Annotated in this window: 18 protein-coding genes and 1 tRNA gene; 5 read left to right on the top strand and 14 right to left on the bottom strand. The window is 58.2% G+C overall.

What is annotated here, in order from left to right; all coding sequences use genetic code 11:
- Window positions 1-40: 40 nt before the first annotated feature.
- The 3 genes from ACMXYI_RS04285 to ACMXYI_RS04275 all read right to left on the bottom strand — a co-directional run bounded on the left by ACMXYI_RS04285 (window position 41) and on the right by ACMXYI_RS04275 (window position 3,148).
- Window positions 41-835, bottom strand: a complete 795-nt coding sequence (locus ACMXYI_RS04285; RefSeq protein WP_415771820.1) for a carbon-nitrogen hydrolase family protein — start codon at window positions 833-835, stop codon at window positions 41-43.
- A 12-nt stretch (window positions 836-847) separates the two neighbouring features.
- The gene (locus tag ACMXYI_RS04280) at window positions 848-2,530 is read right to left on the bottom strand and encodes a flavin monoamine oxidase family protein (RefSeq protein WP_415771818.1); all 1,683 of its coding nucleotides are present in this window, start codon (window positions 2,528-2,530) and stop codon (window positions 848-850) included.
- Window positions 2,531-2,686: 156 nt separating this feature from the next.
- On the bottom strand, window positions 2,687-3,148 hold the full coding sequence (locus ACMXYI_RS04275; RefSeq protein ID WP_415771816.1) for an Lrp/AsnC family transcriptional regulator: 462 nt from the start codon (window positions 3,146-3,148) through the stop codon (window positions 2,687-2,689).
- Window positions 3,149-3,390: 242 nt separating this feature from the next.
- Here ACMXYI_RS04275 and ACMXYI_RS04270 point away from each other — a divergent pair, with 242 nt between their 5' ends.
- Window positions 3,391-4,071 carry a peptidase M41 gene (locus ACMXYI_RS04270; protein WP_415773854.1) on the top strand — a complete coding sequence of 227 codons (681 nt, stop codon included), beginning with the start codon at window positions 3,391-3,393 and terminating at the stop codon, window positions 4,069-4,071.
- A 270-nt stretch (window positions 4,072-4,341) separates the two neighbouring features.
- The gene (locus tag ACMXYI_RS04265; protein WP_415771814.1) at window positions 4,342-4,887 is read left to right on the top strand and encodes a hypothetical protein; all 546 of its coding nucleotides are present in this window, start codon (window positions 4,342-4,344) and stop codon (window positions 4,885-4,887) included.
- Between the two features lie 219 nt (window positions 4,888-5,106).
- Here ACMXYI_RS04265 and ACMXYI_RS04260 read toward each other — a convergent pair.
- The 5 genes from ACMXYI_RS04260 to rpsU form a co-directional block, all read right to left on the bottom strand.
- A tRNA-Ile gene (locus ACMXYI_RS04260) sits at window positions 5,107-5,183 on the bottom strand.
- A 15-nt stretch (window positions 5,184-5,198) separates the two neighbouring features.
- Window positions 5,199-8,945: a bifunctional diguanylate cyclase/phosphodiesterase gene (locus tag ACMXYI_RS04255; RefSeq protein ID WP_415771812.1), complete on the bottom strand. Its 3,747-nt coding sequence runs from the start codon at window positions 8,943-8,945 to the stop codon at window positions 5,199-5,201.
- 122 nt (window positions 8,946-9,067) lie between these two features.
- Window positions 9,068-10,918, bottom strand: coding sequence for an RNA polymerase sigma factor RpoD (rpoD, locus tag ACMXYI_RS04250; protein WP_415771811.1), 1,851 nt, complete (start codon window positions 10,916-10,918; stop codon window positions 9,068-9,070).
- 67 nt (window positions 10,919-10,985) lie between these two features.
- On the bottom strand, window positions 10,986-12,953 hold the full coding sequence (dnaG, locus tag ACMXYI_RS04245; protein ID WP_056741298.1) for a DNA primase: 1,968 nt from the start codon (window positions 12,951-12,953) through the stop codon (window positions 10,986-10,988).
- Between the two features lie 482 nt (window positions 12,954-13,435).
- Window positions 13,436-13,651: a 30S ribosomal protein S21 gene (gene rpsU / locus ACMXYI_RS04240; RefSeq protein WP_002551877.1), complete on the bottom strand. Its 216-nt coding sequence runs from the start codon at window positions 13,649-13,651 to the stop codon at window positions 13,436-13,438.
- A 199-nt stretch (window positions 13,652-13,850) separates the two neighbouring features.
- Between rpsU and tsaD the strand changes: the two genes are divergently transcribed.
- The gene (gene tsaD, locus ACMXYI_RS04235) at window positions 13,851-14,876 is read left to right on the top strand and encodes a tRNA (adenosine(37)-N6)-threonylcarbamoyltransferase complex transferase subunit TsaD (protein ID WP_046045367.1); all 1,026 of its coding nucleotides are present in this window, start codon (window positions 13,851-13,853) and stop codon (window positions 14,874-14,876) included.
- Between the two features lie 35 nt (window positions 14,877-14,911).
- On the opposite strand, the gene plsY is transcribed toward tsaD, so the two are convergent.
- On the bottom strand, window positions 14,912-15,481 hold the full coding sequence (plsY, locus tag ACMXYI_RS04230; protein WP_415771809.1) for a glycerol-3-phosphate 1-O-acyltransferase PlsY: 570 nt from the start codon (window positions 15,479-15,481) through the stop codon (window positions 14,912-14,914).
- Between the two features lie 74 nt (window positions 15,482-15,555).
- Between plsY and folB the strand changes: the two genes are divergently transcribed.
- Both folB and folK read left to right on the top strand, forming a co-directional pair.
- On the top strand, window positions 15,556-15,912 hold the full coding sequence (gene folB / locus ACMXYI_RS04225) for a dihydroneopterin aldolase (RefSeq protein ID WP_008008297.1): 357 nt from the start codon (window positions 15,556-15,558) through the stop codon (window positions 15,910-15,912).
- Window positions 15,903-16,421: a 2-amino-4-hydroxy-6-hydroxymethyldihydropteridine diphosphokinase gene (gene folK, locus ACMXYI_RS04220; protein ID WP_415771807.1), complete on the top strand. Its 519-nt coding sequence runs from the start codon at window positions 15,903-15,905 to the stop codon at window positions 16,419-16,421. Before folB ends, folK begins: the two co-directional genes overlap by 10 nt.
- Before the next feature lie 82 nt (window positions 16,422-16,503).
- Here the strand turns inward: folK and ACMXYI_RS04215 are convergent, their stop codons facing one another.
- From ACMXYI_RS04215 to glpE, 5 genes are all read right to left on the bottom strand, one after another.
- On the bottom strand, window positions 16,504-17,733 hold the full coding sequence (locus ACMXYI_RS04215; protein WP_415771806.1) for a multifunctional CCA addition/repair protein: 1,230 nt from the start codon (window positions 17,731-17,733) through the stop codon (window positions 16,504-16,506).
- A gap of 63 nt (window positions 17,734-17,796) precedes the next feature.
- Window positions 17,797-19,359 carry a SpoVR family protein gene (locus tag ACMXYI_RS04210; RefSeq protein ID WP_129440697.1) on the bottom strand — a complete coding sequence of 521 codons (1,563 nt, stop codon included), beginning with the start codon at window positions 19,357-19,359 and terminating at the stop codon, window positions 17,797-17,799.
- On the bottom strand, window positions 19,356-20,627 hold the full coding sequence (locus ACMXYI_RS04205) for a YeaH/YhbH family protein (protein WP_033056219.1): 1,272 nt from the start codon (window positions 20,625-20,627) through the stop codon (window positions 19,356-19,358). The genes ACMXYI_RS04210 and ACMXYI_RS04205 overlap by 4 nt, the downstream gene beginning before the upstream one ends.
- Before the next feature lie 202 nt (window positions 20,628-20,829).
- A complete protein-coding gene (locus ACMXYI_RS04200; RefSeq protein ID WP_033056218.1) occupies window positions 20,830-22,752 on the bottom strand; it encodes a PrkA family serine protein kinase in 1,923 nt (640 codons plus the stop codon).
- 296 nt (window positions 22,753-23,048) lie between these two features.
- Window positions 23,049-23,378, bottom strand: coding sequence for a thiosulfate sulfurtransferase GlpE (glpE, locus tag ACMXYI_RS04195; RefSeq protein ID WP_415771804.1), 330 nt, complete (start codon window positions 23,376-23,378; stop codon window positions 23,049-23,051).

Here is a 23,378-nt window from a genome sequence, read left to right as displayed (position 1 = left end):
CCAGAGCAGAGAAGTGCCAATGCTAGCGGATAACGATGGATCAGCGCTTGTTCAGCTCGCCATAAAGCTCGGGACGGCGATCGAGTAAGTAGCGATTGGCGGCGCGGGAGTCGACCATCAACTGACGATCCAGCTCGCCGACAATCAGTGCTTCATCGAGGCCGGCTTGGGCGATGCGATTGCCATCCGGCGCGGCGATGCTGCTCTGGCCGCAATACTGGATCTCGCCTTCGTTACCGCAATAGTTGGCGTAAGCCACATAGCACTGGTTTTCGAAGGCCCGGGCGCGAACGGTGACGTCGGCGATGAAGTCGTAGGGAATCATGTTCGCTGTCGGCACCAGGATCAGCTCGGCGCCGGCCAGGGCCAGGCGTCGGGCGTTTTCCGGGAACTCCAGGTCGTAGCAGATCAGGAAGCCGAGTTTCCAGCCATTGAGTTCAACCAGCGGAAACTCATCCGGTCCGGCGCTGAACATCGAGTGATCGAGGTCGCCGAACAGGTGAGTCTTGCGGTAGTTGCACAGGCGTTCGCCATTGGCATCGATCAACTGCACGGCGTTGTAAATCTGACCGTCCTCGGTGCGCTCGGGATAGCCATACAAAATGGCGATCCCCGCCGTCTTGGCGATGCGCGCGATCTGCTGCGCCGACTCACCGTTGTGCACTTCCGCCAGCACGCTGACGGCATCGAGGCCGATGTTGTAGCCGGTCAAAAACATCTCCGGCAGCACCAGCAAATCCGCGCCCTTGGCTTCCAGCGCCAATTGATGCAGACGTTGCAGATTGCCTGCGACATCCAGGGGCAGTGGTGGACATTGGTAAAGGGCTACGCGCATTTCGGATTCCTCTTACTCGGGCAGGGCGATCGGACCGATCTCGTTGAACACATCTCCTGGACCCGGGTTCTCAGCGTGAGTTTCACCGCCGAAGTGTTTCATGATGCCCCACACCGCATTGAGCGAGGTCTGCACCGCGCCTTCGACCCAGGCAGGCGTCCACGAAACATCGTCGCCGGCGATGAAAATCCCGCGCTGCTCGGCCGGCATGTCAGCCTGCATGAAGTGCGCGTACATGCGCTGGTTGTAGCGGTAATGGCCGGGCAGGGCGCCCTTGAAAGCCCCGAGGAAATGCGGGTCGGCTTCCCAGGACACGGTGATCGGATCGCCGATGATCCGCGCCGCAATGTCGACTTTCGGGTAGATCTTTTTCAACGCATCCAGCGCCAGTTTCACGCGTTTTTCCACAGGCTGCGGGAGCATTTTCAGCGCGTCGCTCATCCACGAGTACGACAGGCAAATCACGCCGGGCTTGTCGTCGCCGTTGTCGAACAGGTAGGTGCCGCGGGTCAGGCGATCGGTGAGGGTCATGCTCATCAGGTCGCGGCCGGTTTCCGGGTCCTTGTCCTTCCAGAATGGCCGGTCGACCATCACGAAGGTTTTCGACGATTGCATGTAGCGGGTGCGGTCGAGGGCCATCCACATCTTTTGCGAGAACAGGGTTTCGTCGCATTCGATCTGGGTGGTCAGCAGCCAGCTCTGGCACGTGGTCAGCACCGCTGCATATTCGCGGGTGTCGCCCCAGTTATCGGTGACGGCAAAGCGCCCGTCTGCCGCGTGGGCAATTTTTTTCACGCCGGCACGCGGTGCGCCGTTGTGCAGGGAGCTGAGGCTGGTGCCTTCAGGCCAGTGCACGCAACGTTCCGGCACATGACGCCAGATCCCCAACGGTACTTGCTCCACGCCGCCGACCACCAAATGCTGGTGATCGTCGCAGTTGGTCATGACCACACGGAAGATTTCCAGCATCGAGTTCGGGAAGTCCGAGTCCCAGCCGCCGGTGCCGAAACCGACCTGACCAAACACTTCGCGGTGATGGAACGAGAGCTTGGCGAAGGCTTTGGAAGTGGCAACGAAGTCATAGAACGTGCGGTCGTCCCACAGTGGAACGAGGGTGTTCCACAGCTCTTTGAGGCGCGGTACATCCCGGTCGCGGATCGCTTGCTGGATGTCAGAGAACTGAGAACCGGCTTCCAGCGCATCGGCCCAGGCGTCGGCGACTTCCTGGAACAGTGCAGGAAGATCCGCCAGTTTCTGTGCGTAATGGGTCTGGCCTTCGAGGTCGATCACCGTGCTGCCCGAGGCAGGTGTCAGCGGGTTCGGGAAAGGTTTGGTTTGCAGCCCAAGCTTGTCGACGTAGTGATAAAACGCGGTGGAAGACACCGGGAAGCGCATGCCGCCGAGCTCGGCGATGATGCCTTCAGCGCCGTTGAATGCCTGGGAGCGCAGACGGCCACCCATTCTCGAGGCTTCGTAGACGACGGGTTTGAGGCCCAGTTTCATTAATTCGTACGCTGCCACCAGACCTGCGATGCCGGCACCGACAATCGCTACCTCGGCGCCATGGTTGTGCGCAGGGATGCTGCCCAGACCGGCCGGGTGCTCGATCCAGTCGTCGAAGGCGAAGGGAAAGTCCGGCCCGAAAATGGTGACTGGTTTTTTACCGTCTGCAGGATGGCGATTGTTCTTGTTCATGGCTGACCTTGCTGGCGACCGGACGCGGCATGCGCGTCTGAGTATAGGAAAAGATGGCAGCCATTCTAGAGAGCGTAGAACACGTTAATAAGACGCAATGTGTCGTCGTTTTGCTTGTTAATACTGCAATTTGACGAGCGTGACGAACAAAATGTATTAAACCGGCTGGCCGCGATCAATCTTGCTGCTGAGAATGATCGAGGTCGTGGTCTTCTCCACCCCATCCACACTGCCGATCTGATCCAGCAACTGATCCAGCTGCTCAGGTGAGTCGGTGCGCAGCCACGCCACGTAATCAAATTCGCCACTGACTGCACACAACTGCTGCACCTGAGCCATCGCGCTGAGACGTCGCAACACTTCCTTGCCCGAGCGCGGTTGCACCGTGATCCCGACGTACGCCTGTAAGCCGCCATCCACGACACGTTGACCCAAACGCACGCCGTAGCCGGTGATCACTTTGGCCTTTTCCAGCCGTGCCAGCCGCGAAGTCACGGTGGTGCGGGCGATGCCCAGTTGGCGGGCGAGCATGGCCACGCTTTCGCGGGCATTGATCTGCAGGGCTGCAATCAATAGGCGGTCGATTTCGTCAAGAATGGGCGGGCGAGTGTCAGGCAAAGGTCGTCTCCGGCGGCACAGATCAATGGGTTGGCATGTTACAGCACGGCTCGCGCAGCGGATGTTTGATCTGGCCTCTGTACCGTTCGGGACATTTTCACCTGTCACTTTGGCTGAGCGAACTGACCCGTCTGTCCTTCCCCTGGCGATAGCTGCGCGCTACGCCATCAACAGGACGATAGGATGGACAGCAACAGTCACTCGTAGTCGAATGCGAAATCGAGGGATGCGAGGCGATGGAAATGACGAACAAGATGCCTCCCGCTATACGGGACCATGCATTGCAGATTGCCAATCACGAAATGGGGCACTACGTCATGGCCCGAGCCTTGGGGTTTGCAACGGGCGGCGTGACCCTGACAGTGACCATGGATTTAAGGCATCAAGGCGGGGCGTCCATTAGCTTGGTGCGGTCAATTTCGTCGATGGAAGACATGAAGGAACATCTGCAAGCGCGGATGATGGTGCTGTTTGCTGGCGCTATGGGGCAGACATTAGCTTCAAAGCCTTCGCCCGAGAAACGCGTCGATAAGTCGAAAGCGACAGCCATCCTCAAAGGAGAGCTTGGGGCGGAACAGGATTACGCAAAAATAAGGGAGTTACGGCATTTGCTGCGCAATATCGCCTACCCCGATACGGATCCGGCGTCGTCTGACCGCATCACGGCTGAGCTGAAAGAGATAACTGACCGCGTGTGGTTTCGGACTCAAAAAATCGTAGAGGAATTGGCCGATACGATTACCGGATTGGGAAGCGTGCTGGTAGACGGCATGGTCATCAAGGAGCAGTGGGGTAGGGCGGCGGATACGTATGAGGTCGTGTTGACGGGGGAAATGCTTGAGCGGTTGCGGCCGGTGCAGGACATTCCAGCGTTAAGTATCCAGGCAAATAGTGGCAGTGATACCGCTCAGCACAGAAAGTAGCGACGGGCCAAAGGAGTTTGCCTACAAGGTCCTCGGGCGTCATCCGATATTTCGACACCTTCAGCAAACAAAGTTAAACGTCAGATACACGAAAGCCGCGCATTGCGCGGCTTTCTTGTTGGGTCTGCCTCGTCCTGAAATCAGATGTAAATCTATTTCAGGACGAGTGATGAGCATGATTTTCAGAAGCGTCTGACATACACAGCGGCGGTCTCTAATCGATCATTGATTCTTTCTCGTGGCGTCGGGCCCTGGTTCGAGGTTGGCGGAATGGAGATCGAAGTGACCGCCTATTTTCCAGCGCTGACTATTGGCGATCAGACCTACGATTTTGCTCACCTTGAACCATTCAATTTCACGATTGCGAGCCAGTTGGCCAAGCGTGATTTGCGCGTACATGCCACTTTTTCGAGCCACTGTTTCAGCCAGGGTTATGACGCGGCGACGCACCCGGCTGTGGAGCCGATCATTCTCGACGGTGCTGGACGACCGCGCACCTTCTGTGCAATTCGTTATCGGCTGTCATTGGGTTTGCCGGCGGTGATCCAAGGGCTGAACCATCCCCAGTCCAAGGTCCGTGAGACTGCGACGCGGCGCAATTGGGCATACTCTATGACGATTCAGGACCCGGCCGGGCCTTACCACGTGTTCTTTGAAATACGTCGTGCCGCCAATGAAAAGGCGCAGGATCTTAATCTGGTGATTGAGAGTGCTTATCACCAAACCGAGCAGCCGCCGAGGTTGCTGGGCAAGATGGGCTTTATGTTGCTGTGCGGCGAGGTCTACTTGCGGCAACCGAGCTCGACCAAACGCTAGGGGCAGAAACGAAAAAAGACGCCATAGGCGTCTTCTTCGTTTCGGTAAAGCAGATCCGGACACCACTTACGAACCGCCTTGCGCGGTTACGGCTTTCGCCGCTGGGAAGCGCTCAATCTCATCCGGTCAGTCGCTTCGATGAGGCAAATCTAATGAAAGTTGATATCCACGTCAATCATGATGTTTGACGAAAGCCGCGCAATGCGCGGCTTTCTTGTTTGGTGGGCCCACACGGACTTGAACCGTGGACCAAAGGATTATGAGTCCTCTGCTCTAACCAACTGAGCTATAGGCCCTCAGTAGGCCGCGGATTATAGCGACGGTTTCTCGGCTGTGCTATCCGAAAAGTCTGAAATGGCTATACGAAGAAACGTCGCGGCAAATTCTTCCGGTGGCAAGGGCAGGCTGACGATGTAGCCCTGGATCTGTTCACAGCCTTCGGCCGCGAGGAATTGCTGCTGCGCGAGGGTTTCGACGCCCTCGGCAATGATGGTGAATTGCATGCTGCGGCCCAAGGCGATGATGGCGCGAACGATGGCTGCGTCGTGGGGATCATCCGGCAGGCCGCGGACGAAAGACTGGTCGATCTTGAGAATGTCCAACGGCAGACGTTTGAGGTAACTCAGGGACGAGTAACCGGTGCCGAAGTCGTCGATCGCCAGTTGCACACCCAGGTGCTTGAGTTGATGCAGCACTGCCAGCGCTTCTTCAGCCTGGCTCATGATGAAGTTTTCAGTAATTTCCAGTTGCAGGAAACCGGGTTTGAGGCGGTTGTCCTTGAGCAATTGTTCGATCCGGCCGAGCAGGTTCGGCTGGCGCAATTGAGCGCCCGCGAGGTTGACCGACAGCGGGCCGACGGGTTCGTAAACCTGATTCCACTCGAACATCTGCCGGCAGGCGGTTTCGAGTACCCAATCGCCGACTTGCAGGATCATGCCGTTTTCTTCGGCCAGTGGAATGAAGTGCTCCGGTGGCACATCGCCGAAGGTCGGGTGGCGCCAGCGAATGAGCGCTTCTGCGCCGACCAGGCGATGGTCGACCAGGCTGATCTTCGGTTGATAATGGAGGTGCAGCTCGTTGCGCTCGATAGCGCGTCGCAGCTCATGTTCCAGTGCGACTCGCTCGCTGGCTTGAGCGGTGAGGTCGCGGGTGTAGCTTTCGACCCGGTTGCGACCCTTGGCCTTGGAGCGGTACATCGCCGCATCGGCGTTCTTGACCAGCGTGGCGACGTCGCAGCCATCTTTGGGATACAGGCTGGTGCCGATACTGGCGCTGATAAAAAACTCATGTTCGCCAGCCTGGAACGGTGCGCCGAAGCAATTGAGCAACTTGGTCGCGATGTTGTCGGCGTCACTGGATTGCTGCAGCCCGGGCAGCAGGATGATGAATTCGTCGCCGCCCAGCCGCGCCACGGTGTCGATGTCGCGCAACTGCTCCTTGAGGCGCACGGCAATGCCCTTGAGCAGCAGGTCGCCGACCGGGTGGCCCAGGCTGTCGTTGATGTGTTTGAAACGGTCCAGGTCCAGGAACAGCACCGCGCCCTGGCCGCCGTTTTCCTGTTGGTTGTTGAGCGCAGTCAGCAATCGGCTCTCGAACAGCGTGCGATTTGGCAGGCCGGTCAGCGGGTCGTGGTGTGCCTGGTAGTCGAGCTTGGCCTGGGCGTGTTTGAGGCTGGAAATGTCCGCGAACACCGCGACAAAGTGGGTGACGAATCTGTCCCGGTTGCGCACCGCACTGATGGTCAGCCAGCTCGGATAGAGTTCGCCATTCTTGCGCCGGTTGGAAATTTCACCCTGCCAATGACCTTCGGCGGTCAGTTGATGCCACATGGCGGCATAGAACGCGCTGTCGTGCAGGCCCGAGGCGAGCAGGCGAGGGGTATGGCCCAATGCTTCGCTCTCGCTGTAGCCGGTGATTTCGGTAAACGCACGGTTGACCGCGCTGATGTGCTGTTGGGTGTCGGTGATCAATACACCTTCGGCGGTGCTCTCGAATACCGTGGCAGCCTGTTGCAGTTTCTCCTGCATCAGGTGTCGCTCGGTGATGTCGCGGGCGATGGTCAACATGCAATCTTCATCGCCGATCGGCAGCGGACGGCTGGACACCTCGCAGAGGCGGATCTGCCCGTCGCTGCGGCGTATATGGCAACCGAAGTCGCGGACAAAACCGTCCCGGTGCAGCAGATCGAGCATCTGTTTGCGTTCGTTGAGATTCACCCAGATTCCCAGCTCGAGGGCGGAGCGATCCACGGACATTGCGCTGTTGAAACCGGTAATGCGACTGAACCCCTCGTTGACCTCCAGCAGCAAACCGTCGCTTTGTCGCGACAATAGCAAGCCGTCGGGTGAGGCATGGAAGGCTTTGGCGAATTTCTCTTCGGAGGTTTGCAGCTGTTTCTGGGTTTCCTTGAGCTGGCTGATGTCCCGCACGACCACGACCAGCGCCGGAGTGGTATCGAGGTCAAACGGTTCAGCCGAGATCAGGCCGGTAAACACTTGGCCATTGTTGCGGCGAAAGGGCATCTCCAGGTTACGGATGCTGCCGGCCTGCAACCGTTGCAACAAGCCCGGCCCGACGCCGGGTATGCCCCAGATGTTCAGGTCGGTGGCCGTCTGGCCGATGACGTCTTCGGCCTTGAGACCGATCTGTTCTTCGAACGCTTCGTTGACCTCCAGCAGGCAGCCGTCGGAGAGCCGTGCGATGACAAGAATATCCGGGCATTGCTGGAACACCGAGGCGAACTTCTGTTCCGACAGGCGCAATGCCTCTTCGGTGCGCTTGGCTTCGCTGATATCAATCATCAGCCCGCGCATCACCGGTTCATGGCCGTGCTCGATCAGGCTGACGATATCGCGTACCCAAATGCAGCGGCCATCGGCGGTGATGACCCGGTAATCGAGGCTGTGATCGCGTCCGGCCAGTACTTCGTGATCGCAGAAGGTCTGGGCGCGGGTCAGGTCGGCCGGGTGGATAATGTTGCGCCAGAAGCCCGGAATCAGCCAATGAGACAAGGGGTAACCGAGCAGGTCCTCGGCATGGGGCGACACATAGCTGTAGGTGAAATCGCTGATCCGCGCTTCCCAGGCGATGGCCGAAAGGCTCTCCACCAGCCCACGGTAATGGTATTCGCTACTGCGCAGTTCTTGTTCCAGGTCGACCCGGCGGGCAATTTCTGAACTCAGCCGGCGGTTGATCCGGATAACCATCGCCAGCACGATGATCAGCAGCAGCAATCCCGGCAGACCGTAAACCAGTAGATCGCTCCAGAATGTTCGATGATCGAGGACGTTGCCGACCCAATGTTCCTGAATCTCATTGATTTCGTCCGGGGTCATGTCCGCCAGGACTTTATCCAGAATGCCGACCAGTATTTTGTTGTCCCGGGGCACGCCCATCGCCAATTGATAGCGATAGGGGGTTTCGCCGCTGACGTAGAGCCCGTCGAGCTTGAGCTGACGCAAGCTCCAGACGCTGGAGGCGAGATCGCCGACCACCGCATCCACTTCATCGGTAGCCAGCGCCTGGAGCGCTGAGCTGACGTTGGGCATCGCTACCAGATTGAGGTCGGGATTGTGGGTGCGCAACAGCTCGTGGGGTGCGTAGTTTTCCACCACGGCGACTTTCAGACCGTACAGCTCTTCGAGTTTGCGTGGCTGGGGGCCTCCGACATGGGCAAGGATGACAATCGGAAAGTCCAGGTAGGGGCGGGTGAATGACAGGTAAGTCTGGCGCTCCGGGGTCGACATGATGCCGGGCAACAGGTCCAGCTTGGCTTGTTTGGCCTGCTCCAGTACGACGGTCCAGCTGACGGGCTCGATGGGCGTGAGCTTGATGGCCAGGCGTTGACGGATCCGGTCGATATAGTCTGCTGCAAGGCCCTGATAGCGGCCCTGATCGTCGCGAAACTCGAAGGGTGGCCATGACGCATCGACACCCAGGCGCAAGTCCGGGTGAGCCGCCAGCCAGCTACGTTCTTCGTCAGTCAGAGTCAGCGCGCCAGCCGTTGCGGTCCAGGTCAATAGCGACAGCAAAAAAAGCACGGTCGGCAGTCTGGGCATAACGGTCTCGTTATGGCTCGGGGAATGTTTCGAGTGTAGACGGGCAATTCGGAGGGAGGGAGGTGCGGGGGATTTAATCTGTATAAAAGCAAAACCCCCGGCCTGGGCCGGGGGTTTTGTTATTACTCGTCGAGGAAGGAGCGCAAATGCTCGCTTCTCGTCGGGTGGCGCAGCTTGCGCAGCGCCTTGGCTTCGATCTGACGAATCCGTTCACGGGTCACGTCGAACTGCTTACCAACCTCTTCGAGGGTGTGGTCGGTATTCATGTCGATACCGAAGCGCATGCGCAGAACCTTGGCTTCACGGGCAGTGAGGCCGGACAGAACTTCGCGGGTCGCTTCTTTAAGGCTCTCAACAGTGGCGACATCGATTGGCGACTGCATGGTCGAGTCTTCGATGAAGTCACCCAGATGGGAGTCTTCGTCATCACCGATCGGGGTTTCCATGGAGATCGGCTCTTTAGCGATCTTCAATACCTTGCGGATCTTGTCCTCAGGCATTTCCATGCGTTCGCCCAGCTCTTCCGGGGTCGGTTCGCGACCCATTTCCTGCAACATCTGGCGGGAAATGCGGTTGAGCTTGTTGATCGTCTCGATCATGTGCACCGGAATACGGATGGTGCGGGCCTGGTCGGCGATCGAGCGAGTGATCGCCTGACGGATCCACCAGGTGGCATAAGTCGAGAATTTGTAGCCGCGGCGGTATTCGAATTTGTCTACCGCTTTCATCAAACCGATGTTGCCTTCCTGGATCAGATCGAGGAATTGCAGACCACGGTTGGTGTACTTCTTGGCGATGGAGATCACCAGACGCAAGTTCGCTTCTACCATCTCTTTCTTCGCGCGGCGGGCCTTGGCCTCACCGATCGACATGCGACGGTTGATGTCCTTGATCTCGGCGATCGTCAAACCGGTTTCGGTTTGCAGTGCGATCAGCTTCTGCTGGCAACGAATGATGTCCGGTTGCAGGCGACCAATGGCTTCGGCGTATTTGCCTTTGCCTTTGGCGAGTGCGTCGGACCAGCTTTCGTCGACTTCGTTGCCCGGGAACTGGCGCAGGAAGTCGGCACGCGGCATGCGGGCATCACGAACACAAAGTTGCATGATCGCGCGCTCTTGCTGACGCAGACGATCCAGGGCACTGCGAACACGCTCGACCAGGCCTTCGAATTGCTTCGGAACCAGTTTGATCGGCATGAACAGCTCAGCCAGAAGCACCAGCTCGGCAATTGCCAGCTTGTTGCCACGACCGTGCTTTTTCAGCGCCTTGCGGGTGATTTCCATCTGATCGGAGACAGCGCCAAAGCGCTGAGCTGCGATGACCGGATCCGGACCGCTTTCGGCTTCTTCTTCGTCGTCGGTGCTGGCTTCAGCGTCGTCGTCGTCGGTGTCGTCGTCCGCTTTCACGGCTTTCGGGTCGACAGGCGGCGGCACTTCTGCAGCAGGCGGCGCAATGCCGTCGTCCGGGTCGATATAACCGCTCAGGACGTCGGACAGGCGGCCACCTTCGGTGGTGACGCGAGTGTATTCGGACAGAATGTGGTCAACCGTGCCAGGGAAGTGCGCAATTGCGCCCATCACTTCGCGGATGCCCTCTTCAATACGCTTGGCGATTTCAATTTCGCCTTCACGTGTGAGGAGCTCTACCGTACCCATTTCACGCATATACATGCGCACTGGGTCGGTGGTGCGACCAATGTCGGTCTCGACCGCTGCCAACGCTGCTGCTGCCTCTTCGGCCGCGGCTTCGTCGGTATCGGCGTCGGCCAGCATAAGGGAATCCTTATCTGGCGCAACCTCGAATACGTTGATCCCCATGTCATTGATCATGCGGATGATGTCTTCCACCTGTTCCGGATCTGAAATATCCTCCGGCAGGTGGTCGTTGACCTCCGCGTAAGTCAGGTAACCCTGCTCACGACCAAGTGTGATCAACTCTTTGATACGAGACTGCTGTTGCGCTTTTCCGGACATAACACCCTATCCACTGAAGGTCTTGGCGGGCAAAAAACAAGCCGAGGATTATACCTGAGCTATGACCTCACGCGCCAGTTGAGGTCGGGCTTGTTGCGGAAACATTGCGACTTAATAGGTCGCGCAGTTGATTTTTCTCTTCGGCACTCAGTTCACTTTGACGTGCTTTCCTGAGAAGTTGTTCCAGGTTTCGCTCGCGTTGGCGGGCTGACAAGCTAGTAATGGTGTCGAAAAACTGTTGTTCAAGGTTATCTCCGTCAATCAGCCATTCCTTTTCCGCCAGCGCCTTGAGCAAACGTCCTTGCTCCGTACCGTGCCAGCGTGCAATCAACTGAAATGAGTTTAGCTTGGGATTCTTCTGTACGGCTTCGAGAAGGGCCACCAGTAATTGCGTGTTGGTGTGATCCTCGGCAGCAAAGTGCCCGGCATCCTCGACTTTCTCGGCCAATTGCGGGTGATGCAATAGCGTGCGCAAGGCGGCCAGGGTCGGCGGCTCTACAGCGGCCGGCACCCGTGGCGCGCGGGGTTGATCGTGATCACCACCGCGTTTGCCATTTTTGTCCCACGGCTTTTTGTCCCATTTCTTGCCGCCGGCGCCGGGTTTCTTCGGCGTCCATTCCTGCTGCGGCACATACATCTCTTGTGCCTGCGGCTGATGGTAGTCGCTGTAATCCGGCATGGCGTCGTAATCGATGCCCGGGTCGTACGCCGGCGGTGCTTCCTGAGGTGCGCTTTGTACCAGTTGGCTCACGGCTTCACCGCTAAGCCCGGTAATTTCGGTCAGGCGCTGACGCATCAGGATGCGCAAGTTCGCCCCCGGGACTTTGTCGATCAGCGGTGCGGCGAGGGTGGCCATGTGGGCCTTGCCTTCGAGCGAGCGTGGGTCCGATTCCTCGGTCAGCTGTTGAAAAAAATAATCTGCTAATGGTTGGGCGTGCTGGTTGATCCGTGCGCGGAAGGCATCAGTGCCTTCGGAGCGGACCAGCGTATCCGGGTCTTCGCCTTCGGGGAGGAACAGAAAGCGTGCGCGCCGCCCGTCCTGCAGGCTCGGCAGCGCTGCCTCCAATGCCCGCCAGGCGGCATTTCGACCTGCCTGATCTCCGTCGAAACAGAACAGCACGTTGGGCACGACGCGGAACAGGCGCTTCAAGTGCTCTTCGCTGGTGGCGGTGCCCAGGGTCGCGACAGCATTGCGCAGGCCTTGCTGGGCGAGGGCGATAACATCCATATAGCCTTCGACGACGATGATTTCGTCGAGGTTGCGGTTGTTCTTGCGTGCTTCATAAAGGCCGTAGAGTTCCTGGCCCTTATGGAATACCGGGGTTTCCGGTGAGTTCAGGTATTTCGGCTTGTCGTCGCCCAATACCCGGCCGCCGAAGGCGATGATTCTCCCGCGGCTGTCGCGGATCGGGAACATCACGCGATCGCGGAAGCGGTCATAGCGTTTGCCGGTTTCGGCGTTCTCGATCAGCAGGCCGGCATCGATCATGGCTTTCTGTTGCAAAGTGTCGCTGCTCAAGTGCTTGAACAGGTTGTCCCAGCCAGGCGGGGCAAAGCCGAGGCCGAAGTCTCGGGCGATTTCGCCGGTCAGTCCGCGACCTTTCAAGTAATCCACAGCTGCTTTTCGCGATGGATGGCTTTTCAGTGCCTGGCGGTAAAAGTCGGCGGCGGCGGTAAGTAGCGGGTAGAGCGGCGAATCGGTCGGCTGCCGCGGTTTGTGCGGCCGTCCGCTTTCTTCGCGGGGGATTTCCATGCCGGCGGCTTTGGCCAGTTCTTCGACAGCCTGGACAAAATCCAGATTGTCGTGGTCCATCATGAAACCGAGGGCGTTGCCGCCAGCGCCGCAGCCAAAGCAATAATAGAACTGCTTGTCGGGGCTGACGCTGAAGGAGGGGGTTTTCTCTTTGTGGAACGGGCAGCAAGCGGTGTAATTCTTGCCGGCCTTTTTCATTTGCAGGCGCGAGCTGACCACATCGACGATGTCGGTGCGGTTCAGAAGGTCGTCAATGAAGCTCTGGGGAATTAGCCCGGCCATGGCGTTCTCGTCATCTGCGCTGCAATTGATCCGAAACGAAGAGCGGCTGAGCGCGGGTCGTTGTTTGAGGCGCGCAAAATGTGCGGCTCGACCAGTGTCGTCTGCGTAATCGCTGTCGGGAAGTGTATCTGCCGAAAATCCACTGACGTTAGTACCAATCAGTATTCGACTATTTGAAAGTGTTGCGCTGAAATCCGCTGCGGCCAGTCGGTGGCTTCGGATAGCTCATAAGCGGGCACGCAAGAAGGTGCCTTGGGCTGATCGTCGTGAGAGGAATCAGTGGGTGTGCTCGTCAGTAGCCTTGGAAGGCTCGTCAGAAAAGACGTGCACCGCTGGCAAAAGAGCCAGGTCTGACGCTGTGAAGCAGATTTGTCTCGGTCGCGTGTGCGGCTTTGACGGTGAAGCATCAAGCGTTGTCCGCAAATGCCATTAGCCCGGCTGAGGGCCGGGCTTGGCAGAAGCTTGCTACGAACGTCTGTGTATTAGTACAGACGAACCGCGCGGCGCTGTTCGCGCTGAACTTTCTTGGCGTGACGCTTAACAGCGGCTGCTGCTTTGCGCTTACGCTCAGAAGTAGGCTTCTCGTAGAATTCGCGGCTACGAACTTCAGCCAGTACACCGGCTTTTTCGCAGGAGCGCTTGAAACGACGCAGAGCTACGTCGAAGGGTTCGTTCTCTTTTACTTTGACGGCTGGCATCCAGAGCTACCTTCATTCATTACCGGGGTCAACATCCTCGTGGCAAAAGAGCACTTGAAGACGTCGGTTTTTAAGGGTTGCGGATGTTAACTCCTCATCGACCGGAATGCAAAGCCTCTGATCGAAAACCGCTAGTCGGGGCATCCCATGGCGACTATTATGCGCGCCTTCGAATTCAGCCTAAACAAGGCGCAAACCCATGCTAGTACTGGGATTAGAAACCTCCTGCGACGAAACCGGTGTCGCATTATATGACAGTGAGCGCGGCCTGCTGGCCGACGCGCTGTTCAGCCAGATCGACCTGCACCGCGCCTATGGCGGGGTCGTGCCGGAGCTGGCTTCGCGTGACCACGTCAAACGCATGCTGCCCTTGATTCGTCAGGTGTTGGCCGAAGCTGACTGCGTGCCGACCGAGATCGACGCCATTGCTTATACCGCGGGTCCTGGCCTGGTCGGTGCCTTGTTGGTGGGCGCTTCCTGCGCTCAGGCGCTGGCCTTCGCCTGGGGTATTCCGGCGCTGGGTGTGCACCACATGGAAGGTCACCTGCTGGCGCCGATGCTGGAGTCGCAGCCACCGGAATTCCCGTTCGTCGCTTTGTTGGTGTCGGGCGGTCATACGCAGCTGGTTCAGGTCGACGGGATCGGTCAATACACGTTGTTGGGCGAGACCCTCGACGATGCCGCCGGTGAAGCTTTTGACAAGACCGCGAAAATGATGGGCCTCAATTATCCGGGTGGTCCGGAAATCGCTCGGCTGGCGGAGCAAGGGGTTGCAGGACGTTTCACTTTCCCGCGCCCGATGTGCGACCGTCCAGGGCTGGCTTTCAGTTTCAGTGGCTTGAAAACCTTCGCCCTGAACACCTGGCAGCAGAGCGTCAGCGCCGGGGACGACAGCGAGCAAGCCCGTTGCGACATCTCGCTGGCGTTCCAGCAGGCCGTGGTGGAGACTTTGACCATCAAGTGCAAGCGTGCCCTGAAACAGGCCGGTATGAAGCGTCTGGTGATCGCTGGCGGCGTCAGCGCCAACAAGGCACTGCGTACCTCTCTGGAGAAGATGCTCGGCGACATGAAGGGCGATGTTTTTTATGCCCGTCCGGAGTTCTGCACCGACAACGGCGCGATGATTGCCTTTGCCGGCTGCCAGCGTTTGCAGGCCGGTCAGCATGAAAGCCTGGCGATCAGCGTGCAGGCGCGTTGGCCGATGGAGCAATTGTCGGCGCTGTGATGATGTGCGGGATGAGCCGCGCTCATGTCCGGTATTTAAAAATGCCGTTCGCGCCCGGCAAACAGGTCGCGTAGATTGCCCCGATGACGCCAGACGATCATTCCCGTGAGTGCGCTCATGGGTAGCAGTGCCGCCGGTTCTTGCCAGGCCAGCAGCGGCAGGGTCAGCGGTGTGGCGATCAAGGCTGCCAGTGAGCTGGTGCGAGTCAGGTAGAACGTCAGCAGCCAGGCGCAGACCGCCAGCAGTGCGGCGGGCGGGTACAGCCCCAGCAGCATGCCGGCCGAGGTGGCGACGCCCTTGCCGCCGCGGAAGCGAAAGTACAACGGGAACAGGTGACCGATGACGGCACAGACGCCGATCCAGGCCTGTTCCTGAAGCGAAAGGCCTAAAACGCTGGCGATAAGTACGGGTAGCAGGCCTTTGAAGAGGTCCCCGATCAAGGTCAGGACGGCGAGTTTTTTGCCGGCCAGGCGCAACATGTTGGTGGCGCCGGCATTGCCCGAGCCACTCATTCGCGGATCGGGTTTACCGGTCAGGCGGCTGAGCAAAATGGCAAAGGACAGAGAGCCGAGCAGGTAGGCGAGGGTCGCCAGTAACCAAAACATGCTAACTATTCCGGGCGAGGACGCCCTGATTCTAACGGCGCATTGCGCCCTTGTCGTGCAGCGGAGAAAAGTGCTTGGACAGAGTGTTTATCGAGGGCCTGGAAGTCGACACCGTGATTGGTGCCTACGACTGGGAGCGAGGCATCCGACAGTGCTTGCGTCTTGATCTGAGTTTCGCCTGGGATAATCGCCCGGCCGCCGCCGGGGATGACCTGACGCTGGCGCTCGATTACGCCAGTGTGTCGTCGCGAATCCAGGCCTTTGCCGAGCAGGCGCAGTTCCAGCTGGTCGAGACCTTCGCCGAGCGTCTGGCTGAGGTCCTGATGAGCGAATTCAACATCACCTGGATGCGCCTCAAGCTGACCAAGCCAGGCGCCATCCCGGCTGCCACGGGCGGTGTGGGCGTGGAGATCGAGCGCGGATGTCGCTGACTCAGGTGTTTCTCGGGCTCGGTAGCAATATCGAGCGCGAATCCCATTTGCAGGCTGGCCTGGAAGCCTTGGCAGGTTTCCTGGTGGATATACGCTGCTCGGCGGTGTTCGAAAGCCAGCCGGTGGGGATCAAGAGCGGGCCATTCTTCAATTTTGTGGTGTCGGCTTTTACCGATCTGCCGCTGATGGAGCTCGATCGCCGGCTGAAATTCATCGAGGCGGACAATGGACGGTATGCGCCGGACCGCAAGGGTTTGCCGCTGGATATCGACGTACTGCTGTTCGGCGATCTGGTGGGTAACTTCGATGGCTTGATCTTGCCGCGGGCAGAAATTCTGAAAAATGCCTTCGTGTTGTGGCCGTTGTCGCTGATTGCGCCGGATCGCGTGCATCCGGGTGTAGGCAAGAGCTTTGCGACGTTGTGGGGCGAGGCACAGATTGATCAGGTGTTGGCGCCGGTGGCGTTTGAGTGGCGTGGAGAGCAGCTGACGCCCTCAGATTTGCTGTGATCCTCTGCTGACGCCATCGCGAGCAAGCTCGCTCCCACAGGGTTTGGTACGGCCTGTTGGAGCGTGCTTGCTCGTGAAGCTTTTAGGCTGCCGCCGCCTCTTTGTAAGCCTTCAATGCCTTGAGCCGCTCACGCTTGATCGCCTCACCCAGCTCCGGCCCCTTGAATCCCTTCTCCAGCAACGGCTGAACCGCTACGGTCCGGGCAGCATTTGCCGCCCCACGCAAATATTCCGCCTGTGGATAACTTCGCTGTTCCAGGCCTTTGCGTCCTCGGGCGTCCATTTCGCACGCCGCGATAAATTCCTCGAATCGCTGCGGCCGACGGTAAACGTCAAAACTTTGCAGCAGCTCCAGCAATGTCGACGGTTTCAGCTCCAGGGCGCGATGGCCGTGGGTGTGATATTCGCCCACCAGCAGAGCCAGTTCCTGACAGTCCTTCGGCGCCTTGAAGCGTTCGTTGACCGCTTTGATCAGCTTCAAGCCCTTGTGCTCGTGGGCAATGTGTCGGGGCCACTCCTCCTCAGGTGTCAGTCCCTTGCCGAGGTCGTGCAGTAGGCAGGCCCAGCGCACGGTGAGTGGTTGTTTATGCTTCGCCGCTTGCTCCAGCACGCTCAGGGTGTGCACGCCCGTGTCGATTTCCGGGTGGTGGGCTTCCGGTTGCGGTACGCCGAACAGGGCATCGACTTCCGGCATCAATACCTTGAGAGCGCCACACTCGCGCAGGACTTCGATGAACACCTGTGGCTGATCTTCCATCAGGGCGCGGGAAATTTCCTTCCAGCTGCGTTCGGCGGTCAAGGCTTCAAGTTCACCTGATTCGCTGAGTTGGCGCATCAGCTCCAGTGTCTCCGGCGCAACGCTGAAACCGAGCCCCGCATAACGAGCAGCGAAGCGGGCAACGCGCAGAACCCTGAGCGGATCTTCGGCGAACGCGGGGGAAATGTGACGCAGCAGGCGCGCCTCAAGATCCCGTTGGCCATGATAAGGATCGGTCAGGTTCTGCTGATCGTCTTCGGCCATGGCATTGATGGTCAGGTCGCGACGGATCAGGTCTTCTTCGAGGGTGACTTCGGGGCTGGCGTGAAAGGTAAAGCCGCCGTAACCGCGTCCGCTTTTGCGCTCGGTGCGGGCGAGGGCGTATTCCTCACCGCTTTTCGGGTGAAGAAAAACCGGGAAATCCGCACCTACCGGGCGAAAACCCTTGGCGAGCATTTCTTCAGTGGTAGCGCCAACCACAACCCAGTCGATGTCGGTGACAGGCTTGCCCAGCAGGCGATCACGTACCGCGCCGCCGACTTTATAAATCTGCATAAAAAACCTCCGTTAGCCCGACAGAATAACCTTTGCGTCGAACCTCCGGAGGCAGAAACAGGATCAAAGATGGATGACAGCCAAGTCCAGCCGGCCGTAATCCCCCTCGGCGTGTTCACCTCTGGGTGGGACATGATGAACTTTCATCACCTGGTCGCCTTGCAGGGTTTCCAGATGAATGTCGAAGCCCCAGAGCCGGTGCAGGTGTTTGAGCACTTCCTCGGTGGACTCGCCCAGCGGTTTGCGGTCGTGTTGCTGGTGACGCAAGGTCAGCGAGCGGTCACCACGCCGGTCGATGCTGTAGATCTGCACGTTGGGTTCACGATTACCGAGGTTGTACTGCGCCGCCAGGGTTTCACGGATGATGCGGTAGCCACCTTCGTCATGAATGGCCGGAACCAGCAGATCGTCCTTCTGGTCGTCATCAAGAATGCTGAACAGCTTCAGATCACGGATCACCTGGGGTGACAGGTACTGCAGGATGAAGCTTTCATCCTTGAAGCTGCTCATGGCGAACTTGATGCTCGACAGCCAGTCGGTGCCGGCAATCTCAGGGAACCAGCGGTAGTCCTCTTCGGTAGGGTGTTCACACATGCGGCGGATGTCGCGGTACATGGCAAAGCCCAGGGTGTAGGGGTTGATGCCGTTGTAGTAGGGGCTGTCGAAGCCGGGTTGGTAGACCACGCTGGTGTGGGACGTCAAAAACTCCATCATGAAGCCGTCGGTCACCAGGCCTTCGTCATACAGGTCGTTCATCAGGGTGTAATGCCAGAACGTGGCCCAGCCCTCGTTCATCACCTGAGTCTGACGCTGCGGGTAGAAATATTGAGCGATCTTGCGCACGATCCGCACGATTTCCCGCTGCCATGGCTCAAGCAGTGGTGCATGTTTTTCGATGAAGTAGAGGATATTTTCCTGAGGTTCGGCGGGGAAGCGCGCGTTGTCCTTGTCGCTGTACTTGTCTGCACCTTTTGGAATGGTCCGCCACAGATCGTTGATCTGTTTCTGCAGATGCTCTTCCCGATCCTTTTGCCGGCGACGTTCTTCTTCGGCGGAAATCGGGTATGGGCGTTTGTAGCGGTCAACGCCGTAGTTCATCAGGGCGTGGCAGGAATCCAGCAGGTCTTCGACTGCGTCGATACCGTGGCGCTCTTCGCACTGCATGATGTATTGCTTGGCGAAGACCAGGTAATCGATGATCGAGCTGGCGTCAGTCCAGGTGCGGAACAGGTAGTTGCCTTTGAAAAAGCTGTTATGCCCGTAGCAGGCATGGGCGACGACCAAAGCCTGCATGCAGATGGTGTTTTCTTCCATCAGATAGGCGATGCACGGGTCCGAGTTGATCACGATTTCGTAGGCCAACCCCATCTGCCCACGGCTGTAGGATTTTTCGGTGCTGAGGAAGTGTTTGCCGTAGGACCAATGGTGATAACCCAGCGGCATGCCGACGGAGGCATAGGCGTCCATCATCTGCTCGGCGGTGATCACTTCAATCTGGTTGGGGTAAGTATCGAGCGCGTAGCGGGCCGCCAGACGACTGATTTCTTTGTCGTAGGCCTGAATCAGCTCGAACGTCCATTCGGAGCCGGTGGAAATGGGTTGGCGCTTCTGCTCTTTGGCGGTCATGTCACTAACCTGCGCTGGAAGAGTTCACGGAAGACCGGATAGATATCCCCGGCCGAGACCAGTTGTTGCTGGGCAAAAGTGTCAGAGAAGGCTTCGGCGATGCGTTCGTACTCGAACCACAAGGCCTGATGTTCGCGCGGGGTGATCTCAACGTAAGTGTAGTACTGCACGAACGGCATGATCTGGTTGATCAGAATGTCGCGGCAGATTGGCGAGTCGTCGTTCCAGTTGTCGCCGTCGGAGGCCTGGGCGGCATAGATGTTCCACTCATTGCTCGGATAGCGTTCGGCCATGATCTCCTGCATCAGTTTCAAGGCGCTGGAAACGATGGTGCCGCCGGTTTCGCGAGAATAGAAAAACTCTTCTTCGTCCACTTCCCTGGCACTGGTGTGGTGGCGGATGAACACGACGTCGATCTTGTCGTAGTTACGCTTGAGGAACAGGTACAGCAGGATAAAGAAGCGCTTGGCGATGTCCTTGGTCGCTTGGGTCATGGAGCCGGACACGTCCATCAGGCAGAACATCACCGCCTTGGAACTGGGGTTGGGTTGCTTGATGAGCAGGTTGTACTTAAGGTCGAAGGTATCGAGAAACGGTACGCGATGAATGCGCGCACTGAGTTTTTCGATTTCGGCTTCGACTTCCTGAATATCGCCGAAGTTGTCTGGCTCATCACGCTTGAGTCGCAGCAGTTCTTCTTTGGCTTCGCGTAATTTTGCCCGGCTGCTGCCAGACAGGGCGATTCGCCGTGCATGGGCCGAGCGCAAGGTGCGGATGATGTTGATCCGCGACGGATTGCCCTCGTTACTGATCCCGGCACGAACGGTCTTGAAGGTGTCGGTGCCGGTCAGGTTACGCTTGACCAGGTTCGGCAGCTCAAGGTCCTCGAACATGAATTCGAGGAATTCCTCCTGGGTGATCTGGAAGACGAATTCGTCCATCCCTTCGCCCGAGTTGCCAGCCTTGCCGGGGCCTCTGCCACCGCCACCTCCGGGCGGGCGGGCAATGTGCTCGCCACTGGTGAATTCCTTGTTGCCCGGATGCACGACGGTCTGCTTGCCACCGCGACCGTGGTGAAGCACCGGCTCGTCAATGTCGCGGCCGGGAATACTGATCTGTTCGCCGTGTTCCATATCGGTAATGGAGCGCCGGCTGACCGCCTCTTCGACAGCCTTTTTGATGTGATCACGGTAACGCCGCAGAAACCGCTGACGGTTCACCGTGCTCTTGTTCTTGCCATTGAGACGTCGGTCGATCACATAGCTCATGACTGCTCCTTAGAAGCTGTCCTGAAAGGGGCGAGCGGTTATGCAGCATCGACGGTGCCAAGGGATGTTCACGCTCCCCCAAGCGCTTTTGGACGCTGCCTGAACCTCGCTACCGACTTTCGAACACCTTCCAGAGGTCTGTGTAACAGAAAATGCGTACACAGGCCTCTGGCTGACGACAACCGGTCTGACCGGCAGCGGGTTATTGTGATTTTCTGACCCGCAGGTACCACTCGGACAGCAGTCGTACCTGTTTGTCGGTGTAGCCCCGCTCGACCATCCGTGTGACGAAGTCGTTGTGCTTCTGCTGGTCCTCTTTGCTGGCCTTGGCATTGAAGCTGATGACTGGCAGGAGGTCCTCGGTGTTGGAGAACATTTTCTTCTCGATGACCACCCGCAGTTTTTCGTAGCTGAGCCAGGTCGGGTTCTTGCCGTTGTTATTGGCCCGGGCGCGCAGTACGAAGTTGACGATTTCGTTGCGGAAATCCTTCGGATTGCTGATGCCGGCCGGTTTTTCGATTTTCTCCAGTTCTTCGTTCAGCGCTACGCGGTTGAGGATCTCGCCGGTTTCCGGGTCGCGGTATTCCTGGTCCTGGATCCAGAAGTCGGCGTACAGAACGTAGCGATCGAAGATGTTTTGGCCGTACTCGCTGTAAGACTCGAGGTAGGCGGTCTGGATTTCCTTGCCGATGAACTCGATATAACGCGGTGCCAGGTACTCCTTGAGGAAGCGCAGATAGCGTTCGCGGGTTTCCGCCTGGAATTGTTCCTGTTCGATCTGTTGTTCCAGTACGTAAAGCAAGTGCACCGGGTTGGCAGCAATTTCGTGTGGATCAAAGTTGAACACTTTCGACAGAATCTTGAACGCGAAACGGGTCGACAGGCCGTTCATGCCTTCGTCGACACCCGCGTTGTCGCGGTATTCCTGGATCGACTTGGCCTTCGGATCAGTGTCCTTGAGGTTTTCGCCGTCATACACGCGCATTTTGGAGTAGATGTTGGAGTTTTCCGGCTCTTTCAGTCGCGAGAGTACGGTGAACTGGGCAAGCATCTTCAGGGTGTCAGGCGCGCAGTGAGCCTTGGCCAGGGAACTGTTGAACAAGAGCTTGTCGTAGATCTTCACTTCGTCGCTGACCCGCAGGCAGTACGGCACTTTGACGATGTAGATCCGGTCGATGAAGGCTTCGTTGTTCTTGTTGTTACGGAAGGTGTGCCATTCCGATTCGTTGGAGTGGGCCAGCAGGATCCCGGTAAACGGAATCGCCCCCAGACCTTCGGTACTGTTGTAGTTGCCTTCCTGGGTGGCGGTCAGCAGTGGGTGCAGCACCTTGATCGGCGCCTTGAACATTTCGACGAATTCCATCAGGCCCTGGTTGGCCCGGCACAGTGCGCCCGAGTAGCTGTAGGCATCGGCATCGTTCTGCGGGAATTCTTCGAGTTTGCGGATATCGACCTTGCCCACAAGCGCCGAGATGTCCTGGTTGTTTTCATCTCCCGGCTCGGTTTTGGCCACGGCGATCTGGTTGAGGATCGACGGATACAGCTTCACCACACGGAACTGGCTGATGTCGCCGCCGAATTCGGCGAGGCGTTTGGTAGCCCATGGCGACATGATGGTGTTGAGGTAGCGCCGTGGAATGCCGAAGTCTTCCTCGAGGATCGCGCCATCTTCGGTGGCGTTGAACAGACCCAGAGGCGACTCAAATACCGGCGAGCCCTTGATCGCGTAGAAGGGCACTTTTTCGATCAGCTGTTTCAGCTTCTCAGCCAGGGATGATTTACCGCCACCCACAGGGCCGAGCAAATAGAGAATCTGTTTCTTCTCTTCCAGGCCCTGAGCGGCATGGCGGAAATACGACACGATCTGGTCAATGCATTCTTCCATCCCGTGGAAGTCTTCAAAGGCCGGATAGCGGCGGATTACCTTGTTGGAAAAGATTCGCGACAGCCTCGAGTTGGCCGAGGTGTCGAGGAGCTCCGGTTCACCGATGGCCAGTAACAGACGCTCGGCGGCGGAGGCGTAGGCGCTGCGGTCGCTTTTGCACAGCTCCAGATACTCTTGCAGCGAGAGTTCTTCCTGGCGTGTGGACTCGAAGCGTTGTTGGAAGTGGCTAAAGATACTCATGACGTCACCTCGCTCGATACGTGGAGCCGACGCCGGATCATTCAGTCGATGCTGGCAGCGACCGAATATGCAGTCGCTGTTTACCCCCCAGAACTCTTTCGAAGCTGACTACCCCGAAAGCTACTCCCGATGACCCGCGCGCCGGTGTACCGGCTCTCCCCTGTTTTGGATGGCCTGCGCTTAAGGATAGTTGCTTATTCGGCAGGTAAAGGCGAGATACGTAATTAGTTGTGGCAGACCGTTCGTCTGCCACCGCGCGAGCCCGCGGGGGCCGGGGCTTGCGCGTTACAAAAAAATTATTCGGAAGTGCCTTGCGCCGTTTCCAAAGGATAAGTCGTACGCCACAGCTCAAAACCGCCATCCATGCTGTAGACGTCGGAGAAGCCCTGACTAATGAGATACGCAGCGGCACTCTGACTGGAATTGCCGTGGTAGCAGACCACCACTGTCGGTGCGTCGAGGTCGGCAGCGCGGATGAAATCCGAGATGGAGTGGTTGTCCAGATGCTTCGAGCCGGCGATGTGCAGCGCGGCAAAGGTCGCAGGGTCGCGGACATCGACCACCACCGCGCCTTGTTCGCGCAGGGCCTGGGCCTGTTCCGGGGGGATACGTTTGAATTCGCTCAT

Origin of the sequence: Pseudomonas lyxosi (genome assembly GCF_047758685.1) — a bacterium.
In the GTDB taxonomy this organism is placed as follows: domain Bacteria; phylum Pseudomonadota; class Gammaproteobacteria; order Pseudomonadales; family Pseudomonadaceae; genus Aquipseudomonas; species Aquipseudomonas lyxosi.
Note: the sequence above shows the minus strand (reverse complement) of the source record. Positions and strands in the feature narration are given on the sequence as shown.

What these genes read in the sequence shown, in the direction of transcription:
- ACMXYI_RS04285 (WP_415771820.1), bottom strand. Translation starts at nt 835, where the DNA reads ATGCGCGTAGCCCTTTACCAATGTCCACCACTGCCCCTGGATGTCGCA.
- ACMXYI_RS04280 (WP_415771818.1), bottom strand. Translation starts at nt 2,530, where the DNA reads ATGAACAAGAACAATCGCCATCCTGCAGACGGTAAAAAACCAGTCACC.
- ACMXYI_RS04270 (WP_415773854.1), top strand. Translation starts at nt 3,391, where the DNA reads ATGACGAACAAGATGCCTCCCGCTATACGGGACCATGCATTGCAGATT.
- ACMXYI_RS04265 (WP_415771814.1), top strand. Translation starts at nt 4,342, where the DNA reads ATGGAGATCGAAGTGACCGCCTATTTTCCAGCGCTGACTATTGGCGAT.
- ACMXYI_RS04255 (WP_415771812.1), bottom strand. Translation starts at nt 8,945, where the DNA reads ATGCCCAGACTGCCGACCGTGCTTTTTTTGCTGTCGCTATTGACCTGG.
- rpoD (WP_415771811.1), bottom strand. Translation starts at nt 10,918, where the DNA reads ATGTCCGGAAAAGCGCAACAGCAGTCTCGTATCAAAGAGTTGATCACA.
- dnaG (WP_056741298.1), bottom strand. Translation starts at nt 12,953, where the DNA reads ATGGCCGGGCTAATTCCCCAGAGCTTCATTGACGACCTTCTGAACCGC.
- rpsU (WP_002551877.1), bottom strand. Translation starts at nt 13,651, where the DNA reads ATGCCAGCCGTCAAAGTAAAAGAGAACGAACCCTTCGACGTAGCTCTG.
- tsaD (WP_046045367.1), top strand. Translation starts at nt 13,851, where the DNA reads ATGCTAGTACTGGGATTAGAAACCTCCTGCGACGAAACCGGTGTCGCA.
- plsY (WP_415771809.1), bottom strand. Translation starts at nt 15,481, where the DNA reads ATGTTTTGGTTACTGGCGACCCTCGCCTACCTGCTCGGCTCTCTGTCC.
- folK (WP_415771807.1), top strand. Translation starts at nt 15,903, where the DNA reads ATGTCGCTGACTCAGGTGTTTCTCGGGCTCGGTAGCAATATCGAGCGC.
- ACMXYI_RS04215 (WP_415771806.1), bottom strand. Translation starts at nt 17,733, where the DNA reads ATGCAGATTTATAAAGTCGGCGGCGCGGTACGTGATCGCCTGCTGGGC.
- ACMXYI_RS04210 (WP_129440697.1), bottom strand. Translation starts at nt 19,359, where the DNA reads ATGACCGCCAAAGAGCAGAAGCGCCAACCCATTTCCACCGGCTCCGAA.
- ACMXYI_RS04205 (WP_033056219.1), bottom strand. Translation starts at nt 20,627, where the DNA reads ATGAGCTATGTGATCGACCGACGTCTCAATGGCAAGAACAAGAGCACG.
- ACMXYI_RS04200 (WP_033056218.1), bottom strand. Translation starts at nt 22,752, where the DNA reads ATGAGTATCTTTAGCCACTTCCAACAACGCTTCGAGTCCACACGCCAG.
- glpE (WP_415771804.1), bottom strand. Translation starts at nt 23,378, where the DNA reads ATGAGCGAATTCAAACGTATCCCCCCGGAACAGGCCCAGGCCCTGCGC.